Raw genomic sequence first — 17187 nt, forward strand, 5'->3', positions numbered from 1 at the left:
TATTTAATTGGTCGATCCGCCAGTTGGGGGTGTCGAGGTCGCAGCGCTGGACGCGGTAGAAGAATTCGTCGCGGCATGCGGTCCAGCCCCATGTTGGCCGTTGCCGTTACCGTTACTAGCGTCGTTTTCTCGGTTCGCACGTAACGACTCTTGCCAAGACTTGGTAATGGAATCGGGCGCCGAACGAATATGTAGATCGGTTTGCGGAAAGGCAATTTCGATACTTGCTTCGCGGAATGCGTCATCAATCTGCTGATGCAGCTGATGAATTGTCTCGAGCCGATGATCAAAGCTGCCCAGATAGACGCGAACGAAGAACGAGAGCGAGCTATCGCCGAATCCCTCGAAGGTGACCAGCGGCGCAGGATCCTTGAGCACGTGTGGATGGTTGCCCACGATTTTGAGGAGAATCGCTTCTGCTTTACGCGTGTCGGAACCATAAGCGATGCCGATCGGAATTTGGATGCGGTTCAGCGTGCTTGTCAAAGTCCAGTTCAACACGCGACCGGTGATGAACTCTTTGTTGGGGACGATAAACTCTTGACGATCCCAGTTCAAAATGGTGGTGGAGCGGATTTGAATTCGCGCGATCGTGCCGGTCACGCCGTCGATGGTCACAATATCGCCGATGCGAATCGGACGCTCGATCAACAGGATCAAGCCCGCAATGAAGTTCGCAAAAATCTCTTGCAAGCCAAAACCAAGGCCGACTGACATCGCGGCGACCAGCCATTGAATTTTGTCCCATTGCAAACCGAGCCAGCCAGAAGTGATGATCACGCCTAACGTCACCACCAGATATTGGCAGATCGTAGCAACCGCAAAGCGTCCTCCTGAGTCTAGCTCTAAGCGCGGCAGCACAAACAGTTCGAGTACGCCAGGCAGGTTGCGCGCCAAAACAAATGTGATAAACGTCGCCAAAATGGCGAGCGTCAAAGCGCCCAGCGTTAATCGATAGGCGGTTGTCGCCGTCGGCGCTTCAAGAGACGGTATCGGCAGCGGATTAGTAGACTCGGCGGCGTTCGTCTTGTCGCTGGCTGGCCGCGGTGCAACAGTCGACGCAACACCGGGCACATCAAGCGTCGTGCCAAATTCGATCAAGGGATAGAGCGTCGTGCGTCCTAGGCTGCGCATCGCCGGCAAGACATCTTGCCAGATGACCGCTAGCCCGATTAACAAGATTCCGCCGAACAGAACTTTCACTAAATGGCGAGTCTGTTCACCGACGATCGAAGGATCCAACTCGGGAGTCTCTTGTGCTGCCCCCGTGACCTCGCTTTGCAACGATTCTTTTTCACTCTTTTGTAATTGAGCTTTCAACCGTTCACGAAGCAGCAACGTTCGTTTCAGCATGATCCAGCGAAACAGAAAGCCCTGTCCGACACCTACAGCGATCACCAAGTAGAGCGTCGCATACAAGGTTTCGACAATGCGAACGGCGCCGTAGTAATATCCCCAAATCGAGGCGATCGCCAAAGCGAGCGGCGTCGCGATGAAGATAAAAAACAAGGCCGGCGTCAGCTTCGCGAAAATGCCATCGCTGTAGTTCTCTGCAAACCATTTACGCGCCGCACGATCGGCGCCAAGGGCTCGCCATAATACGACCGAGACCAGTGTCATCGAGATGATATAGACCAAACGGGCCAGTGGGTCGTCCACCGCCGATCCGCTATGTTCTTCGGCGGCGGCGTTGACGCCTGCGGCGAGCGGAAGCAAGTATTTAAGGGTGCCGCTAGTCCAGCGAATTTCTTTGGTCACCTCGTCTGGTACGCGAAAATGGGCCGCCATTACACCGTTAGGGCGAGCCAATTGTTTCAGCAATTCCAGCGGAAAGAGTACGAAAGTGATCGCATAAAATCCGGCTGACAGGGCCGCAGCAAACCCCGATTCGGTACGCAGCAGCGAAAGAAAGTAGCCTGACGCCAAAAAAATCGCCGGCCAGATCAGCGACATCAGCACCGTCATGAACAATGCTTCGGTAGTCATCCGGATCGGCGAGAGCCGTTTCCACGCGAGTTCAGAGCCAATGTCGTTCAGCCGATGACGCATCCGACGTTTGTAAAACAGCAAAACGCCAAAAAAGACAGCCGTTAGTAGAAAGAGATAAGGGCGTCGCTTGAAATCGAGAAACGTCAGCTCGGCGAGACTCCTCCAGTTGGATGGGGATACGAACCAGCTGGCGGTTCGTCCGATTTCATGGACCGTTTCCATGTCGAGCGTGTTAGGCGAACGAATCCACAGAATTCGCTCGTCGATAAAAGTTTTGAACTGCCGCGTCAGCGCAGCGGCTTGCTGCTCATCGTTTTTCAGCTCTTGAATTTTCTGCTGCAGCTTGTCGGTCGAGTTGATAAAGTCCTCAATGATCCCTAGACGCGTTTCAAACGCGGCGGCGATTCGCTCGACGACTTGCGGATCAGAGAGGTCAGGTTCTCGCAGATTCGTCTCTAGCGGTTTGGAGCTTGCAAACGCAAACGTCTCGTCCATTTGCGCCAGACGGTCTAGGCTGCGCGACAGACGTTGGCGGATTCGCTGGGCCGATATTTGGAACGAAGCCGGATCAATCACGCCGGCTTGGACTTCGGATTTCAGCTCAATCAATTCGTTTTTCGCGTCACGCACGTCAAGTAGATTAAGCCGATAGGTCTTGAGCGTTTCGTCACGGCTTTGCAGATCGACTTGAAACTGCCGATCTTCGGTTAGTTGGGCGCGAGCCTCACGCAACATTAGGCCAATGGCATCGGCTGGCAGATCCTTGTTGTTGGCGTTTTCTTCGGTCGAATTTTTGAGCTTTTTCAAACTCTCCAGCCGTTGTACGGATTGGGCCAGATCGTCTTCGCGGGCTTTTAGCTCATCCAGCAATTTTGTTCGGACCGCGACCAGCCTTTGATTCAACTCTAAGAATTGGGTGATCGCCGTCGAAGCTTCCGTCTTATTGCTTTTCGCCTCATTCAATTGGTCATTGGCCTTGTCCAATTGCATTTTGGCCTCGGCCTCACGCTTGACAATCGCCAACTGACTCACACGCTCAAGTTCTTTTTTGAGGAACGCCGTTTTCTTGCTGGCCAGCTCTTTTTTCAGATTCAGCAAGTCGGCTGTCGAATTGTAGGCGGCGAGTTCAATTTTCTCAGCGGCTAGTTCTGCACCGATTTCTTGCAGCTTGGCTTCGATCACGGTCCGCCGCGCCAGTTGGGCGGGGTTAGATTCGACCGCGGTAGGCAACGTGGCTAGCTCGGCCTTCAACTTCTCTTCGCTGGCGGTCAGATCCAGGATCGATTGGGGATTGGACGATTGACGCTCAGTTTGCCGGTTCGCTTCGTTGGCTAGGCTCTGCACTTCGGCTTGTTGCTGTGCAAGTTTCTTTTGTAGTTGGGCGACTTCGGTCTCAACCTGCGGCAATTTTGAGAGTTCATTGGCCGGAGAGCGAACCGACTGTTCGGCCGTTTCTAGTTGGCTTTCTAGATCCGCTTGCATTTGGCCAGGCTGCTCAATCGCGGCTTGCCATTCTTCTCGCTTCTTATTCCAGCTGGCCGCTGCGTCGAGGCTTTTGGCCGCGGCTTCAAACTGTCCGGCCAAGATTTCTTTTTCGGAATCTTCAATTCCGGGAAAATCGGCGACCGCTTTTTGGCGAACTTCAACATCATCCTTGGATGTGAGCGCAGCACTGGCCGTGGCCGGTGGGTTCTCTTGAGCTGCCGCATAAAAAGGGAGCCACAGGCTCGCCCAGCAGAGCGCCGCCGAGAAAAGTAAGCGGTTTTCCGTCAATCGAATCAGCATTTTTGTCTCCTACAGATCCGATTCTACGGCAATTTGTGGGTTCGCGTGAAGACGAGTCGCAAGCAGAAATGGTCGTGGGGATGTCATTTACCGGCAAGAAAGCGATAATAAAAAATTCGCTACCCGCGATTCTGGGACATCCTCGCTCTCCCTTTCACCGCTCACCGAGATTGTTGATGCAGTTCGAGCTTCAGGCGCCTTTTGCGCCCGCTGGGGATCAGCCCGCCGCTATTGAGCAGCTTGTCGAAGGACTTCGCGCCCAACGGCGCCACCAGGTTCTGTTGGGGGTAACCGGTTCCGGCAAAACATACACCGTCGCGAATGTGATTCAGCAGTTGCAGCGGCCCGCGTTGGTAATTTCGCACAACAAAACGTTGGCGGCCCAGTTGTACAGCGAATTCAAAGAATTTTTCCCGCATAACGCGGTTCACTACTTTGTCAGCTACTACGACTACTACCAGCCGGAAGCCTATATTCCGCAGCGCGATATCTATATTGAGAAAGACGCATCGATCAATGACGAGATCGATCGTTTACGTCTCGCTTCCACCAGTGCGCTGGTCAGTCGACGCGATGTAATCATCGTCGCGAGCGTCTCTAGCATCTACGGGCTCGGTTCTCCCTCGGACTATAAAGCGATGATGGTCAGCATCGCCAAAGGGCAAATGATTGACCGTGATGAAGTTTTGGGAAGACTGGTAGGCATTCTGTATGAGCGGAACGACGTTGCGTTTGAGCGTTCAAAGTTTCGGGTGCGCGGCGATTGTATTGAGATTTGGCCTTCGTACGAAGAGTTCGCCTATCGGATTGAGCTGTGGGGCGACGAGGTCGAACAGCTCTCCATCATCAATCCGCTAACGGGCGAAGTGATCGCGCCGCAAGATCAGCTCTATATCTATCCGGCCAAGCACTTTGTGTTGCCTGAAGAACGCGTCGCCCAAGCAGTGGTCGAAATCAAGCATGAACTAGCGGCTCGACTAGCGGAACTAGAGAAGGCAGGCAAGCTGCTCGAAGCGCAGCGGTTAAATGCGCGCACGCGGTTTGATATCGAAATGATGCAAGAAGTCGGATTTTGTCCCGGCATCGAGAACTATAGTCGCCCCCTTTCTGGCAGACCTCCTGGTTCGGCGCCGAGCACGCTTTATGACTTTTTCCCCAAAGACTTTTTGCTGTTCGTTGACGAATCGCATGTCACTATTTCACAGATCCGCGCGATGTATCACGGCGATCGCAGTCGCAAGATGAACCTGGTCGAGCATGGTTTCCGCTTGCCGAGCGCCCTCGATAATCGTCCTTTCAAGTTCGAGGAGTGGGAAGACATTGTCAACCAGGCGGTTTTCGTTTCGGCGACGCCTGGCGATTATGAATTAGAGAAAGCCGCAGGCGAAGTCGTCGAGCAGATCATTCGCCCCACCGGGCTGCTGGATCCAGTGGTCGAATTGCAACCGGCACGGGGTCAGGTTCAACATTTGCTTGAGCAAATTCGAGAGCGGGTCGCCGTCAAAGAACGCGTGCTGGTTACCGTGCTTACCAAGCGTTTGGCCGAAGATCTGGCCAACTATCTCAGCGAACAAGGCATCGCGTGCAAATGGCTGCATAGTGAGTTAGACGCTTTCGAGCGGGTTGAGCTATTACGTGACTTGCGAGAAGGAAAGTTTGATTGTCTGGTCGGGATCAACCTGTTGCGCGAAGGGCTCGACTTGCCTGAAGTTTCGTTGGTTGGCATTCTCGACGCTGACAAAGAAGGCTTCCTGCGGAGTGAAACCTCGTTGATTCAAACGATCGGTCGCGCCGCACGTAATGTAAACGCCAAAGTAATCCTCTACGCCGATCGAATGACCAACTCGATGCAGGCCGCAATCGACGAAACCGAGCGTCGTCGCAAGATCCAGCAAGAGTACAACGAGAAGCACGGCATCACGCCTGAAACGGTGCGTAAAAACATCCGCCGCGGCATCGAGACTGAAGCCGACGCGCATCGCACCGCCAGCGCCGCAGTCGGTAAACAAGATGACGCCGCCTACATCACGCTCGAATATATCAACGAGCTCCAGGCAGAGATGCTAGCGGCGGCTGAAAACCTTGAGTTTGAACGTGCGGCCGGGATTCGCGATCGGATCACCAAGATGCAAGATTCCGTCGGCCAAAAGATCAGTGACGTGGGCAAAAGTGACGACAAAAAAGGACGCGGAAAACGCCGCCGCGGAGGCGCCAAAACTCCACGCCCCAAACGAGGCTAGCAGCCTCTCAGCGAGCCCCCAACTCACTCCAGCTTCTACTGTAAGCGGTCGATTGGTGCTTTAGGGAGTTTGCGATAACTTTGCCGACATGGATTTGTGGGACTCTAACGGTTCGTCCAGATTATGCGAATTTGCGGGCGATAAACGCCGAATCCAAGCAGTACACGGACAACCTGCGTCCGTCATGCGCTTTCTTGGCTGCAATCCGCCAGCGAACGAACATTGCCTGGAGTCGAATAATGAAGATGATGATTTGCGTCGCCACGGCGCTGATGACGTTGTTGGTCGCCGCCCCCACGATGGCTCAAGATTTCACGGTTCGTAGTAGCCCGAGCGATCAGCTTTCTCAACCTCTGGAACAAGCACCGGCGCTTTCGTCGTCGACGCCTGAAATGTGGTTCTATTTGCAGGAAGCTCGCCGGGCTGAGTCTCCTTCGGTCCTGCGTCTGCAGCGTGCCCAATTTATTGCCGGTCAACGCATCTCGCGGATCGCGGCTCGCGATTGGTACGGCGTTTCGCTGGCTCGTCCCGAAGCAAACGCAACGCCGATGTTTCGTAACTACTCGAACCTGCGTAGCGACAAAGCGTGGGATCCAGAGACGCAATTGCGTTATTCGACCGGCGCCGCGCCGATCTATGTCATCGGCGGTCGGCAGTTCTAATCGAGCCCAACGCCAAGCTTTCAACACGCAACAAACGGCCGAGCAATTGCTCGGCCGTTTGTTGTCGTTTGCGTTGGTCAGCGCCGCGGCTTAGGAGACTCGTTTGTAGACCGCATTCATAAAGGTGACCCATTCGCCATCTTCGCCTTTGACAGCAGAGGAGAATGTTCTCTCATCGGGGCTGACCATTTGCAACGATTCGCGATACTCGGCTGTTCCCTGGCCATCGAAACTGGGCCCGGTCGAATTCAGAATCAACAGGTCTTTTTCGAGATCAAGTTCTCCTTCGTAGACCCACATGTGATTCATCATGGATCCGATCCACGTGCCGACCATCTTCTTTTTCTCGGTGCAGTAGCCGACCGTGATCGCGGTGTAGCCGATCTCGCCTGCTTGCTTGGCCTCGGGACAAGGCATCTCCCCCTTCCCTTCGCCGATCAGCCAATTGGCGCCTAGCATGCGGACTGTCTCTTCGCCGCAAGCTTTATGGTTCTGTTGATCGGGGCCCATGACAGCCTCTGATTCAAACGTCCATTTGCCGACCATCTTTTGGAGCCACTCATGCTCTGGCGTGATTGTATTTTCAAACATCGGTTCTTCCTCAATAAATCTAGTCCAACGAAATACGACAGTAGCTCAACTTTAGGCGCCCGTTTCGGCGCTCTCTGCCGAAGTGTGCTTGGTTTCCTCTTCCGTAATCTGTTTTAAGTTCTCCAGACCTTCTGCAAACTGGGGCCCCACCATGTTGTCCATGCTCATGAACAGCGACATCACCTTGCTGAAGAAAGTGTTCTCGCCATCCATTTTCCAGGTTACTTCCGTTTGCTCGCCGGTTGGGACAAACGTAAAGACAACGTCATTCTCGCAGGCAAATGGGCGGACAAATTTCAGGTCAAAGTTGATCCGTTGATAGGGCTGCGATTTGACGATGGTCAGTGTTCCTTCGCCGATATCTTTGTTCCCATTCCAACTGTACGACGCTCCTTCACCTACTACTTTTTCCGAATAGCTCTTCGCCATGTTGGGATCAAACTTTTCCCACGGAGACCAGGCTTCCCATTGCTTTAAATCGTTCACATGGGCGAAAGCGACCTCTGGCGATGCGTTCAGCTTTATCGAACGCTGCACGCTAAAGTGATTGGGCTGCATGAGCGCTCCGATTAACACGATCACGATCAAGATGATCAGAACAGCCATGACGCCGATCACGATTTTTAAAAACATCACGCAGACTCCCGAGCAAAGCTACTTGGTAAGCGACGAATCGCCAAATAGATCAAGGAAACACAGCAAACCGCGATCAAGCCGGTCCTCAAATAGCCGGCCGCCGAAAGCGGAACGCCGAGGCCGGTAAACAACGCTAGATACGCCGCCAGGCAGAGCGGGCACTTGGGCATTAATGCCAGCAGCGTGCTCGGAACGATCCAGGCGATCGCCTCCAGGATGCGACTGCGCCAAGATACTCGCAACTTTCTGCAGCAACACGAAGTAGAAGCTGGCGACGACATGACGCGTCTCCTGGTAGTCGGTTTACCAATCAACATCGTTACGAATGACAGCAGCTCGATGCATTAGGCGAAGGAGCATATTCGTCGCGGAGTCGCCACCACATGGTTCCTTGCCCGTTCAAGTTGGGCATGCCGTCCCAACCTTCCCCGCGGCCCATCGGCGTCAGATCCAGATATTGAGTGGTCGAAAGTAGCGGATCGAGACCACGGCCGTAGGTCGAGTAGGTATGAAAAACCTGTTCGCCGTCGTGCGTAAAGACGCTGCAGCCAGGCTGCTCGCCCAGCAGGTGATACGTTTCTCCCTTCTCGGTGAGGGTCGCCTGATCTTGGAAGTTGTAATTGACCGGCGCGATTGACTCATCCATCGTGACATAGAAGTCGTAGTTGAAATCACTGCCGTAAGAAGAGTACCACGGTACGTTCCACCCCATCCGCTGATTGAACCGCTTGATTTTCTCTAGCGGCGAGCGGGAGACCATCACTAGTTGCGTGTCGCGAGCATGCAGATGCTCGGCACGCGGCAGGCAGTCGGCCAAGTGCGAGCAGCCAGGGCAGCCCGTTTCTATCGGTCCGTTCTTCTGCGCCAACGGCGAATCGTCGGGCTCTAGCATAAAGTGGTAAATAATCAGTTGCCGCTGTCCGGCGAATAGGTCAATCAGTCTAGCCGGACCGTCGGGGCCATCAAAAAGATAGTCCTTGTCGATCTTGACCATCGGTAAGTCGCGTCGCGCCATATTGACCGCGTCGCGATGTTTAGTGAGCGCTTTCTCGGCGGCGAGTAGCGTTTTGCGAGCGGCGAGCCACTCTGCGCGAGTGACGACCTCCGGCAAGGTAATCTCGGCACTGGCAACGGCGTCCATATTTAAACTCCGCAAAAATGTGTAGGGATAATTTAAGTTACAGCGTAGCGAGGTACGCTTCCAATTGATCCAGCGAGCCGTTAGTCGCTTGTCGCATGCTGGCATGACCTGATTGAAAGGTCTGTGCTTCTTCAGGGCTTGCGTTGAACGGCGTGCTCCAGAGTTCGGCTCGGGTTTGGCCATCCTCATCAAACAGCTCTACCGCGCTCAGCACTTCTCTTGGCCAAGACATGCTGAGCGGATGTACGGTGATTCCTTCGTTGGAGTCGGAGAACGACACGACATAAGTCAGCATCCGATTCGGCTCGAGCTCACGATAGACGAACTTGCCGAACATCTCGGGGCCGTTCGGCATTTTCATCGCGTAATGAAAAACGCCGCCGGGTTGTAGATCTAGCTTGACGATCCGCACCGCTAAGCCGGGCGGTCCCCACCAGTTGACCAAGTGTTTTGCGTCGGTCCAGGCCTGATAGACCAACTCTCGCGGAGCGTCGAAGTAACGCGTTAACTGGAAATCAAGATCCTGATTTGTGTTCGCAGCAGACATCCGCTTGTTCCTCCTATGCTCCGCGATACATGGCGAGATGGATAATACGATTAGCGTTGGCTGGTCAATTTTTCGGCCAGCTGCTTGATGCGATCATTGCGGAATCCCCAGCCTGCGGTCACCCCTTCAAAAACATCGTCGGCGATCTGACCCATGCCGCGATGCGTCATTTGAATCGTGGTCAGCTCTCCTGCTTCGACCAAGCGATATTGCAGATGGTTGGTCGCCGCGTATGACATAAACATCGGGCCGCAGATCTCTAGCAACTTTGGCGGTTTGATCACTTGGACGTGCCCCCAGAAGTGACCTCCGTCGGCGCCCAAATCGCGAAACCAACGTCCGCCGGGATACGCTTCCAGCACCATCGGAAAGGGTTGTTCGTTGTGCGGCATGACTCCTTCCGGCCCAAGCTCGGACAGGATCGCTGCAAATGTGATGTCGATCGGCGCGGCGATTTCGATCTCTTGATAGATGTGCAGTACGCGCACCGCTTCTGAATTGTTGACGGCAACCATATCACAGTTCCTTAGGCTTAGACGATTTCGATTGAGCGGCGCGCTCGGCCGCCAGCTTTTCGGCCCGCTGTTTGATTCGCGACAGCTGACCGCTCCAGAATTGCTCGTAAGTTTTCACCCAGTCATGCACGGGACGTAACTCCACCGCATTCAATTCGTACAAGCGATGCTGCCCCTGCTTGCGCACCGACACGATGCCAACTTTGCGCAACACGGCCAGATGCTTGGATACCGCCGGCTGCGAAAGTTGCAGCGCTTCGACCAAATCACCTACCGCTTGAGCGCGGCCGCTTTGAGCCAACAGGTCAATAATCTGCCGGCGGCGTGGTTCGGCGATCGCATTAAAAACGTCGGTGGTGGTGGCGGCTCTTGGCATGTCTTTATTTATATTCCCATAACGGAATGTGTCAACGGTCGAGTTTTAAAAATGTTCAAATCCAACTTTAGGTATGCGAGAATCAACGCGGCAATGAGCGGTAGAATCACGCAAAGAGGAGGACAGAAGCAACCCGAAAATCCTCTCTCGAATGCTGTGCTTATTCAATTTGTGGGATTGAACCGATATTGGGTTATCCTTGTCACAACAATCTTCCCCGTGTGATGGTGCAGGAGCTTCTTCCAATGTCCGATGAACTCACAGGCGTTCGCCAAGGTTACGACCGCTGGGCGGCTGTTTACGATCGTGAATTGAACCCGCTGCAAGGGATCGAACGACCATATGTGCATGCCGCGGTTGGCGACGTCGCCAGAAAACGTGTTCTCGATCTCGGCTGCGGCACCGGCCGGCATGCTCTCTGGCTTGCAGCGCAAGGAGCCGAAGTTGTCGCCGTTGATTTTTCCCCCGGGATGCTGAGCGAAGCGCGTAAGAAGCCAGGCGCCGAACGCGTGCAATTTGTCACGCTCGATCTGACGCAGCCCCTCCCCTACTCGGCCGAGTTTGATCTGGTCGTCAGCGGACTAGTTCTAGAGCATCTTCGCGAAATGGATCCGTTCTTCGCCGCTGCTCATACGGTATTAAAGCCTGGCGGCCGCGCAGTGATATCATCGATGCATCCAGCGATGTTCCTCCGCGGCGCCCAGGCTCGTTTCATAGACCCAGCGACGAATGAGTTGATCATGCCGGGAAGCCTGGCCCACTCGGTCAGCGCATTTGTGATGGCGGCGGTGCGAGCCGGCTTTCAGATCGACAACTTCACCGAACATTCGCCGGATGAAAAATTTGCCGCAGCGTATCCTCGTGCCGAGCGCTATATTGGATGGCCGATGTTGGTCATGCTAGAGTTAATGCGAGCCGCATCGACTGGGACAAAACTTGGGAAGTGATTATGCATGGTGTTGGATATGCCAGATAAATGGATTTTTAATGGAATATCGCACGAGATCGAACTTCCCCCGTTTGAAGTGTCGCGTGGAGAGTTGCTGACGCTGGTCTTGCGAACAGATCAAGACCGAGATGATCTGCCTATGATGGAAGTCTGCCGCTGTCTGGAGGAAGCGAGCAATTGGGTCGAACCATCTCCTTATCGAATCCGAGTCGTTCCGTTGTGGCCTACGCAGCAAAGCCTGCGAGTTATTTTTTCTTCACCAACCGTGCGCCAATACTTGGTCTCGTCGGGCTGTCCGGGCAACGAAGTGACGCAACAATTGAATTCGTTAGGCGTGTCCGTTGACGAGAAATTGAATCGGCTGGGAGGCACGCCGCGTCGACTGATTGAAATCCTTATCACGGCAGCGGAGCGAGCTGACGTTTTGATCTTTCAGACGGTCGGACTAGATCCACTTGGCATTGAAAAGATCGGCGGGGCAATTCAGCAATACGCCGATCATTGTGCGGCGATCCATCTGGCGGATGGAGCTTGTCAAGAAATTTTATCGCGCTTCGCGGCGTTCGATCGGGTGTTGGAAGGTCGTTATTAGGTGGCCCCCACACCGCGCTGGTCTACGCAAACAGACGAAGAAACGCTTGGGCCTCGCCCGCTCTGGAAGGTCCAGTTTTTTCTGTTCATGGCTGATCTTGGGTGCGATAGTTCGCTCTGTTGGCTTCTGGGGCGGTGTACGCTTTGGCTGCAAAGTTCGAGCTGCAAGCATAGCGATCAACACGAAATGCCGCGATTTCCCGATTTCTTCCCCAGATCAACCGCGTTTCGCAACGCTCGAACTCCATCGCGGCTATATTCAGGGGCGCGTCTGGAAGCGGGCGGAGTTGATTTTCTTTGGGTTTCTGTCGAAAGCTACTGATGGGTTTGTTTCTCTCGATGTCTGGCGTGATCGGTAAAGAGGTCTCGGTGGTTCAAGCTGCTTTGGCCGCTTATGCTGCGGAAAAAGAGGGAGAGTTTGTCGAGGCGGAACGCACCACCGATGACGACGACTGCCTGGTGCTAGCCGCCGAGGGAGATCGCGTTTCGATTTTGTATCCTTACGAGTTTTTCGACTGGGACGCGGCGAGTCAGTATCTTTCGCGCGTGCTCGACACGCCGGTCTTTTCGCTCCATATCCATAACGAAGATCTGTGGATGTACTTGCTGTTCCGCAAAGGTCAGGTCATTGACTCGTTCAATCCGACGCCTGACTATTGGGACGAATCGCTAAGCGCAAAAGAGCAGACCGAGTGGAACGGCAACGCCAAAGTTGTCGCAGATGCGGTCCCCGGCTTGGATCCGGACGAGATCGAAAAGTATCTGATCCGCTGGGAAGATGAGCTGTTTGACGAAGAACGCAAAGCGTACGAAGATGACGAGTTTGCGGCGCCTGACTGCTGGCAGATGCTTGACTTCATGAAGAAGCTAGGGCTCCATTATCCGGTCACCGCCGATGGCGAAATCGAAGGAGCGACGTTTCACTTTGTTTGTGAAACCAAAGGCGAAGGGGTCTAGTTCTCGCGCCACCACCAAGCGGCGATCTCCCCTTCGTCTTGCATGACTTGGATAATGTCATCGATGCCGGAGATCGGGCCGATGTGGTTGACGATCAGCACAAAGGCGAACTTGCGTCCGCTGGCAGCGTCAATGTAGCCAGCAATCCCTTGCGCTTGGATCACCATTTGGCCCTTGTCGTTGAGCGTAACATAGGTGCCGGTCTTGGCCCACACGTTGCCTTTGGCGGCTTGGATCGCTCCTATCTTTTCGTAGCGGTTGACCGTCGCGAGCGAGCCATCGACGCCCAACTGGGGCAACGATTTTTTGAAGGTGGAGAAATTGGCGAGCTTCGCGCGTGCGGTCAACAGCTTGGCGATCGATTTAGGCGTTGCTGACGAATCACCGCCGCCGCTGCCATCCACAAAGTGATACTCGCTGGGCGAGATGTCGAACTGCTTCTGTAGCGTCGCGGCCTCGACCTGCAAAGCGTCGTCCATGTTCTCGACGTGATTCTGAACACCTAGCAAAAGCAAGCTCGTGTCGGCGCCGATGTTGTAGCTCACCTTCAAAATCCATTGGGTGAATTGCTCGAACGGGGCCGAGGTCAGCTTGGCAACCTGCTGGGCGGGTTGATACGAACCGCGATCCGGCAACCGCTTGACGGCGTTGGCGGCGGTCTTGTCAGCGGTGACGACTACGCCCTGTTTTTCTAGTTCTTCGATCAAGACGGTGCGAGCATAGTTTTGCGGCTGCGTGATCCGCAAGGTACGGACCAGCGGCCAGTTGCCGGTGAGGACCGGCTGGAGGTCGATCGGCAGCGTCCCTTGCAGCGGTACCGAGCAATTTGCTTGTCCGACGCATTGCGGCAACGGGTCAAAGTCGAGCTCCAGTTCAGAGCCCGGCTTGGTGGTCTGGAGCGTTGATTTCAGTGAGATCGCCGCCGAACGAGGCCGCCAAGTCACGTTCGCCGCTTGGCCAACTGCGCTGGCCTGCAGCATCACGTCGACCACGTCGTCATTTACAAAGATCGGCCGCACATTGAATTCTTCGCGAAATTCATAGGGCTGAAACAACCGGTCATCAATGACTATATCCCCTTCGATCCGTTTGATTCCAGCGTCAGCGATTTGCTGAGCAAGGCTGCGATAGCCGGCCAGTGGATCAGTCTTGGTCAGGATGGCGTTGCCCAGGGCGTTGGCCTCGTTGTGATCGAACTTGGTGTACGCGATTTTGCCGTCGGCCTGTTCTCGCCCCCCCATCGACAGATCGCCGGTCGCGACCAAGATCAGATCGCCGTTGAGCACGCCATTTTTCACATCCCCTTGGCGATAGATCGGCGTGACAAAGCGATAGTCTTGCCCCAACTGATCAAGCGCCAAACCAACCGAAAACAGCTTGCGGATCGACCCGATCAGCAATTTTTGATCGGCGTTTTTAGCATGAACGGTTTCGCCGGTTTCTAAATCAATCACCAACAAGCCCCAGGTCGCGTGCTGGTACATCGGCTTTTGCAAAATCGCGTCAACTTCCGGCGCAAGCAACACTTGGGCCTGAGCCGTGGAGGTCAGGCTCAGCAGCACAAACGGAAGAATCGTCAGGATCGATCGGGGGAAGCGGTACATCGTTAGTCTCATTGCATCAAGGCGAATGAAATACGTTTGCGCGCAGGGCTAGACAGCCCAACCGTACGCCACGCGTGAGACAAGGCAATAAAAAAGAAAGAAGGGGCCGCAGTGTTTGCGTGCGGACCCTGCGGCTATCCAGCGAGGATTAGTACCCGAGGCCTGGGCCGGTGAGCACTTCGGTGCCGACATACCCTTGCGTGATGTCGAACATGCTGGGGTAGCGTTTGGCCCACTCGATGTTGCCCGCCGGGCAATATTGTCGGCCGTTGCCTTCGATCGCGGCGATCGTCGGCATGCGTGCGGCCAAGCTGGCCGAATGCAGGAACGAGGCGCCGGGACAGGTGAGATCCTGGACGCAGAGAAACATGCCAAACTTTTGGGCCGCTGCGCCCATCAGCAGCGCTTCGCTTTGTCCTTTGCAGGCCTTGAGCGCGACGCCGCTATAGCCTTGTTCGCGCGCGAGCAACAGGGACTCGAAGTCGATCAGTGATTCGTCGATTACCACCGGTTTGATCTTGGCGGCGGCGTGCATCCGGTTTTCGGGATTGGCGCGCAGGTCGCGACTAGTTGGTTGTTCGATGTATTGAACGCGATCGAGCGCTTGGGGGCTCGACTCGCTTAGTTTCGCGAGAAAGTCGAGGATGTACTGAACGTTCGGGCAGCGTTCGTTGAAGTCGAGCGAGTATTGCCAGACTTGACAGCCTCGTTGGGCTTGGGCGGCGATCGCGACCGCATCAATCTTGGCGACACGCGCGACATCCCAGTCCAGGTTGTCGCCGTTTAGCTTGATCTTCAAATGAGTCAGTCCATCGGCGAGGATCCAATCCCCCAACGTCTCAGGCAAGCCATCGCTGACCGGGTTTTGCAGTTCGTCCTGATCCAGTGGATCGAGCGCGCCGATCAGATGATAGAGCGGCATCTGCGGTTGTGGGGTTCGTAATGTGTAGCGATCAAGATATTCGCCTGCGAACTCGGGCGAGAGATAAGTCGCGAGGTCGGTATTGGCGAATTCGGCGCCGAGGACGTTGTAGCTGTTCAGCCCCAGGGCTTTGCCGTAGGCGTCATGGATCGCTGCTTCGGTGGGACTAGCGGCGACCAAGACGGCGAGTTTCGGTACGGTTTCGTGGATGCCGGCTTGCTGGGCGATCTGGCCAGCGATGTCGCTATATTGCGTGTGCGCAGCGGCGGTCAGCTCAAGCGGATGACCACTTCGATCCAGTTGCGGCGCAGCGGCAGCGATCGCACTGCCGATGTCCACCATCGCTTTGAGCGTCGCGTCGCCCGAAGTGGTGGACGTAGGCCAAGCCCAGACGTTGCCCATCGGCATCGAACCGAATCCGGTTCCGCGGCGTCCGTCGGCGGTTTCGACATCCAACGTCACGTTTAGAAGGGTGACGTCATTGACAACGCGCCCCCCGAACTTGATCGGGGTGCGATAGTTGATGTGCTCAGCCGAGATGCGGACGTCGCGAATACGAATATCAGTAGGTTTGGCCACAGGGTTGCTCCTTGGTTCTACGCTTGCTGTAAATTGCCAGCGTGGGGTGAACCGTAGAATATGGCGGGAGATAGCTTCCGCCGCAACCAAGCTTAAGAGCTTTTAGACCAATCCCTTGCGAACGGCCCATACTGCTGCTTGAGTGCGGTCTGAAACGCCGACTTTTCGCAGGATATGTTGGACGTGTTCTTTGACCGTCTCGTAGCTGATGTGAAGCGCCTGGGCGATCTCTTTGTTGGTTAGACCCAACGCAAGTTGTCGCAGTACTTCGCTTTCGCGTTGCGTTAACGGCACTTCTACATCTGCGTTCAACCGTGGAGTCGCTAAAGCGCCGGTTACTCGGCGAAGTTCTTCGCGCGTCCAAGCGCTCTCGCCGCTGGCGGCCGTGTGGATCGCATCGACGAGGCGATCGCGAGGATCCCCCTTCAACACATAACCGTTGGCACCGAGTGCGACTGCACGCGCGACGTAGGTTGGATTGTCGTAGGTCGACAGGATCAAAATCGGCAGATCGGGACGCTCTAGCTTGATCCGCCCCAACGTGGTCAGTCCATCGCCTTCCGGCATACGAATATCTAGCAGGACGACGTCAGGATTGACAGAAGTAACCATCCGCACCGTTTCTTCGCCGGTTCGGGCTTCTCCTGCGACTTCTATGTCCGTACCCGCGACAAGGCTTTTTAATCCGCAACGGACGACTTCATGATCGTCCGCAACTAACAATCGAATGGTCATTCAACACTCCAGATGCAACGCTCGACTTGTCGTTAATAGCCTTTATTGTACCCGCCATCGGTGTTATAGGCGCCGCTGCTCAAGGTTCTTTATGGAAATCGGGACCGATTTCGCACAAATTTCTAGCACTTCCGGCGCCAAACTCTCTGCCTGAAAATTCGCAGGCGAAAGATTGCGGGCCTTGCAGGAAAAAAACGACAAAAAAATGGGTTATTTGAATCTTCGCTTTGCGGCTTGGATTCCACTGGGGGGAATGCTTGCCCTCTCCCCGCTACAGCAATCATTACGACAACTGCCTTCGGTTGCTACAGCGGGTATCCGCGGACTACCAATAAACGTCGGGAATTTTCTAGGAATCCAACGAAATA

Annotated in this window: 16 protein-coding genes; 5 read left to right on the top strand and 11 right to left on the bottom strand. The window is 54.8% G+C overall.

What is annotated here, in order from left to right:
- Nucleotides 1–3 precede the first annotated feature (3 nt).
- A complete protein-coding gene (locus SH421x_RS11630; protein ID WP_488855773.1) occupies nucleotides 4–3774 on the bottom strand; it encodes a mechanosensitive ion channel domain-containing protein in 3771 nt (1256 codons plus the stop codon).
- Nucleotides 3775–3950: 176 nt separating this feature from the next.
- Between SH421x_RS11630 and uvrB the strand changes: the two genes are divergently transcribed.
- Nucleotides 3951–6014 (top strand): excinuclease ABC subunit UvrB, encoded by a 2064-nt coding sequence (gene uvrB / locus SH421x_RS11635; protein WP_488855775.1) that lies wholly within the window; start codon nucleotides 3951–3953, stop codon nucleotides 6012–6014.
- A gap of 239 nt (nucleotides 6015–6253) precedes the next feature.
- Nucleotides 6254–6676, top strand: a complete 423-nt coding sequence (locus SH421x_RS11640; protein ID WP_488855776.1) for a hypothetical protein — start codon at nucleotides 6254–6256, stop codon at nucleotides 6674–6676.
- Nucleotides 6677–6766: 90 nt separating this feature from the next.
- Here SH421x_RS11640 and SH421x_RS11645 read toward each other — a convergent pair whose 3' ends face one another.
- From SH421x_RS11645 to SH421x_RS11675, 7 genes are read right to left on the bottom strand one after another with little or no spacing between them, the layout of a single operon-like run.
- Entirely contained in the window at nucleotides 6767–7267 is a 501-nt protein-coding gene (locus SH421x_RS11645; RefSeq protein WP_488855777.1) for a DUF1579 domain-containing protein, read from the bottom strand.
- A gap of 51 nt (nucleotides 7268–7318) precedes the next feature.
- Nucleotides 7319–7900 (bottom strand): SRPBCC family protein, encoded by a 582-nt coding sequence (locus tag SH421x_RS11650; protein WP_488855778.1) that lies wholly within the window; start codon nucleotides 7898–7900, stop codon nucleotides 7319–7321.
- Entirely contained in the window at nucleotides 7900–8184 is a 285-nt protein-coding gene (locus SH421x_RS11655) for a hypothetical protein (protein ID WP_488855780.1), read from the bottom strand. Before SH421x_RS11655 ends, SH421x_RS11650 begins: the two co-directional genes overlap by 1 nt.
- A gap of 38 nt (nucleotides 8185–8222) precedes the next feature.
- Entirely contained in the window at nucleotides 8223–9044 is an 822-nt protein-coding gene (locus SH421x_RS11660) for a DUF899 domain-containing protein (protein WP_488855782.1), read from the bottom strand.
- A gap of 37 nt (nucleotides 9045–9081) precedes the next feature.
- The gene (locus SH421x_RS11665; RefSeq protein WP_488855784.1) at nucleotides 9082–9591 is read right to left on the bottom strand and encodes an SRPBCC family protein; all 510 of its coding nucleotides are present in this window, start codon (nucleotides 9589–9591) and stop codon (nucleotides 9082–9084) included.
- 50 nt (nucleotides 9592–9641) lie between these two features.
- Nucleotides 9642–10106: an SRPBCC family protein gene (locus SH421x_RS11670; protein ID WP_488855785.1), complete on the bottom strand. Its 465-nt coding sequence runs from the start codon at nucleotides 10104–10106 to the stop codon at nucleotides 9642–9644.
- A gap of 1 nt (nucleotide 10107) precedes the next feature.
- Nucleotides 10108–10482 carry an ArsR/SmtB family transcription factor gene (locus SH421x_RS11675; RefSeq protein ID WP_488855787.1) on the bottom strand — a complete coding sequence of 125 codons (375 nt, stop codon included), beginning with the start codon at nucleotides 10480–10482 and terminating at the stop codon, nucleotides 10108–10110.
- Nucleotides 10483–10727: 245 nt separating this feature from the next.
- Between SH421x_RS11675 and SH421x_RS11680 the strand changes: the two genes are divergently transcribed.
- The 3 genes from SH421x_RS11680 to SH421x_RS11690 all read left to right on the top strand — a co-directional run bounded on the left by SH421x_RS11680 (nucleotide 10728) and on the right by SH421x_RS11690 (nucleotide 12979).
- A complete protein-coding gene (locus SH421x_RS11680; protein WP_488855788.1) occupies nucleotides 10728–11429 on the top strand; it encodes a class I SAM-dependent methyltransferase in 702 nt (233 codons plus the stop codon).
- 18 nt (nucleotides 11430–11447) lie between these two features.
- On the top strand, nucleotides 11448–12023 hold the full coding sequence (locus SH421x_RS11685; RefSeq protein ID WP_488855790.1) for a hypothetical protein: 576 nt from the start codon (nucleotides 11448–11450) through the stop codon (nucleotides 12021–12023).
- A gap of 320 nt (nucleotides 12024–12343) precedes the next feature.
- A complete protein-coding gene (locus tag SH421x_RS11690) occupies nucleotides 12344–12979 on the top strand; it encodes a hypothetical protein (protein WP_488855791.1) in 636 nt (211 codons plus the stop codon).
- On the opposite strand, the gene dacB is transcribed toward SH421x_RS11690, so the two are convergent.
- The 3 genes from dacB to SH421x_RS11705 all read right to left on the bottom strand — a co-directional run bounded on the left by dacB (nucleotide 12976) and on the right by SH421x_RS11705 (nucleotide 16819).
- Nucleotides 12976–14583: a D-alanyl-D-alanine carboxypeptidase/D-alanyl-D-alanine endopeptidase gene (dacB, locus tag SH421x_RS11695; protein WP_488855792.1), complete on the bottom strand. Its 1608-nt coding sequence runs from the start codon at nucleotides 14581–14583 to the stop codon at nucleotides 12976–12978. The genes SH421x_RS11690 and dacB overlap by 4 nt on opposite strands.
- A gap of 148 nt (nucleotides 14584–14731) precedes the next feature.
- The gene (locus SH421x_RS11700) at nucleotides 14732–16084 is read right to left on the bottom strand and encodes an enolase C-terminal domain-like protein (RefSeq protein WP_488855793.1); all 1353 of its coding nucleotides are present in this window, start codon (nucleotides 16082–16084) and stop codon (nucleotides 14732–14734) included.
- 102 nt (nucleotides 16085–16186) lie between these two features.
- On the bottom strand, nucleotides 16187–16819 hold the full coding sequence (locus SH421x_RS11705; RefSeq protein WP_488855794.1) for a response regulator: 633 nt from the start codon (nucleotides 16817–16819) through the stop codon (nucleotides 16187–16189).
- Between the last annotated feature and the right edge of the window lie 368 nt (nucleotides 16820–17187).

This window comes from Blastopirellula sp. SH421 (assembly GCF_057808535.1).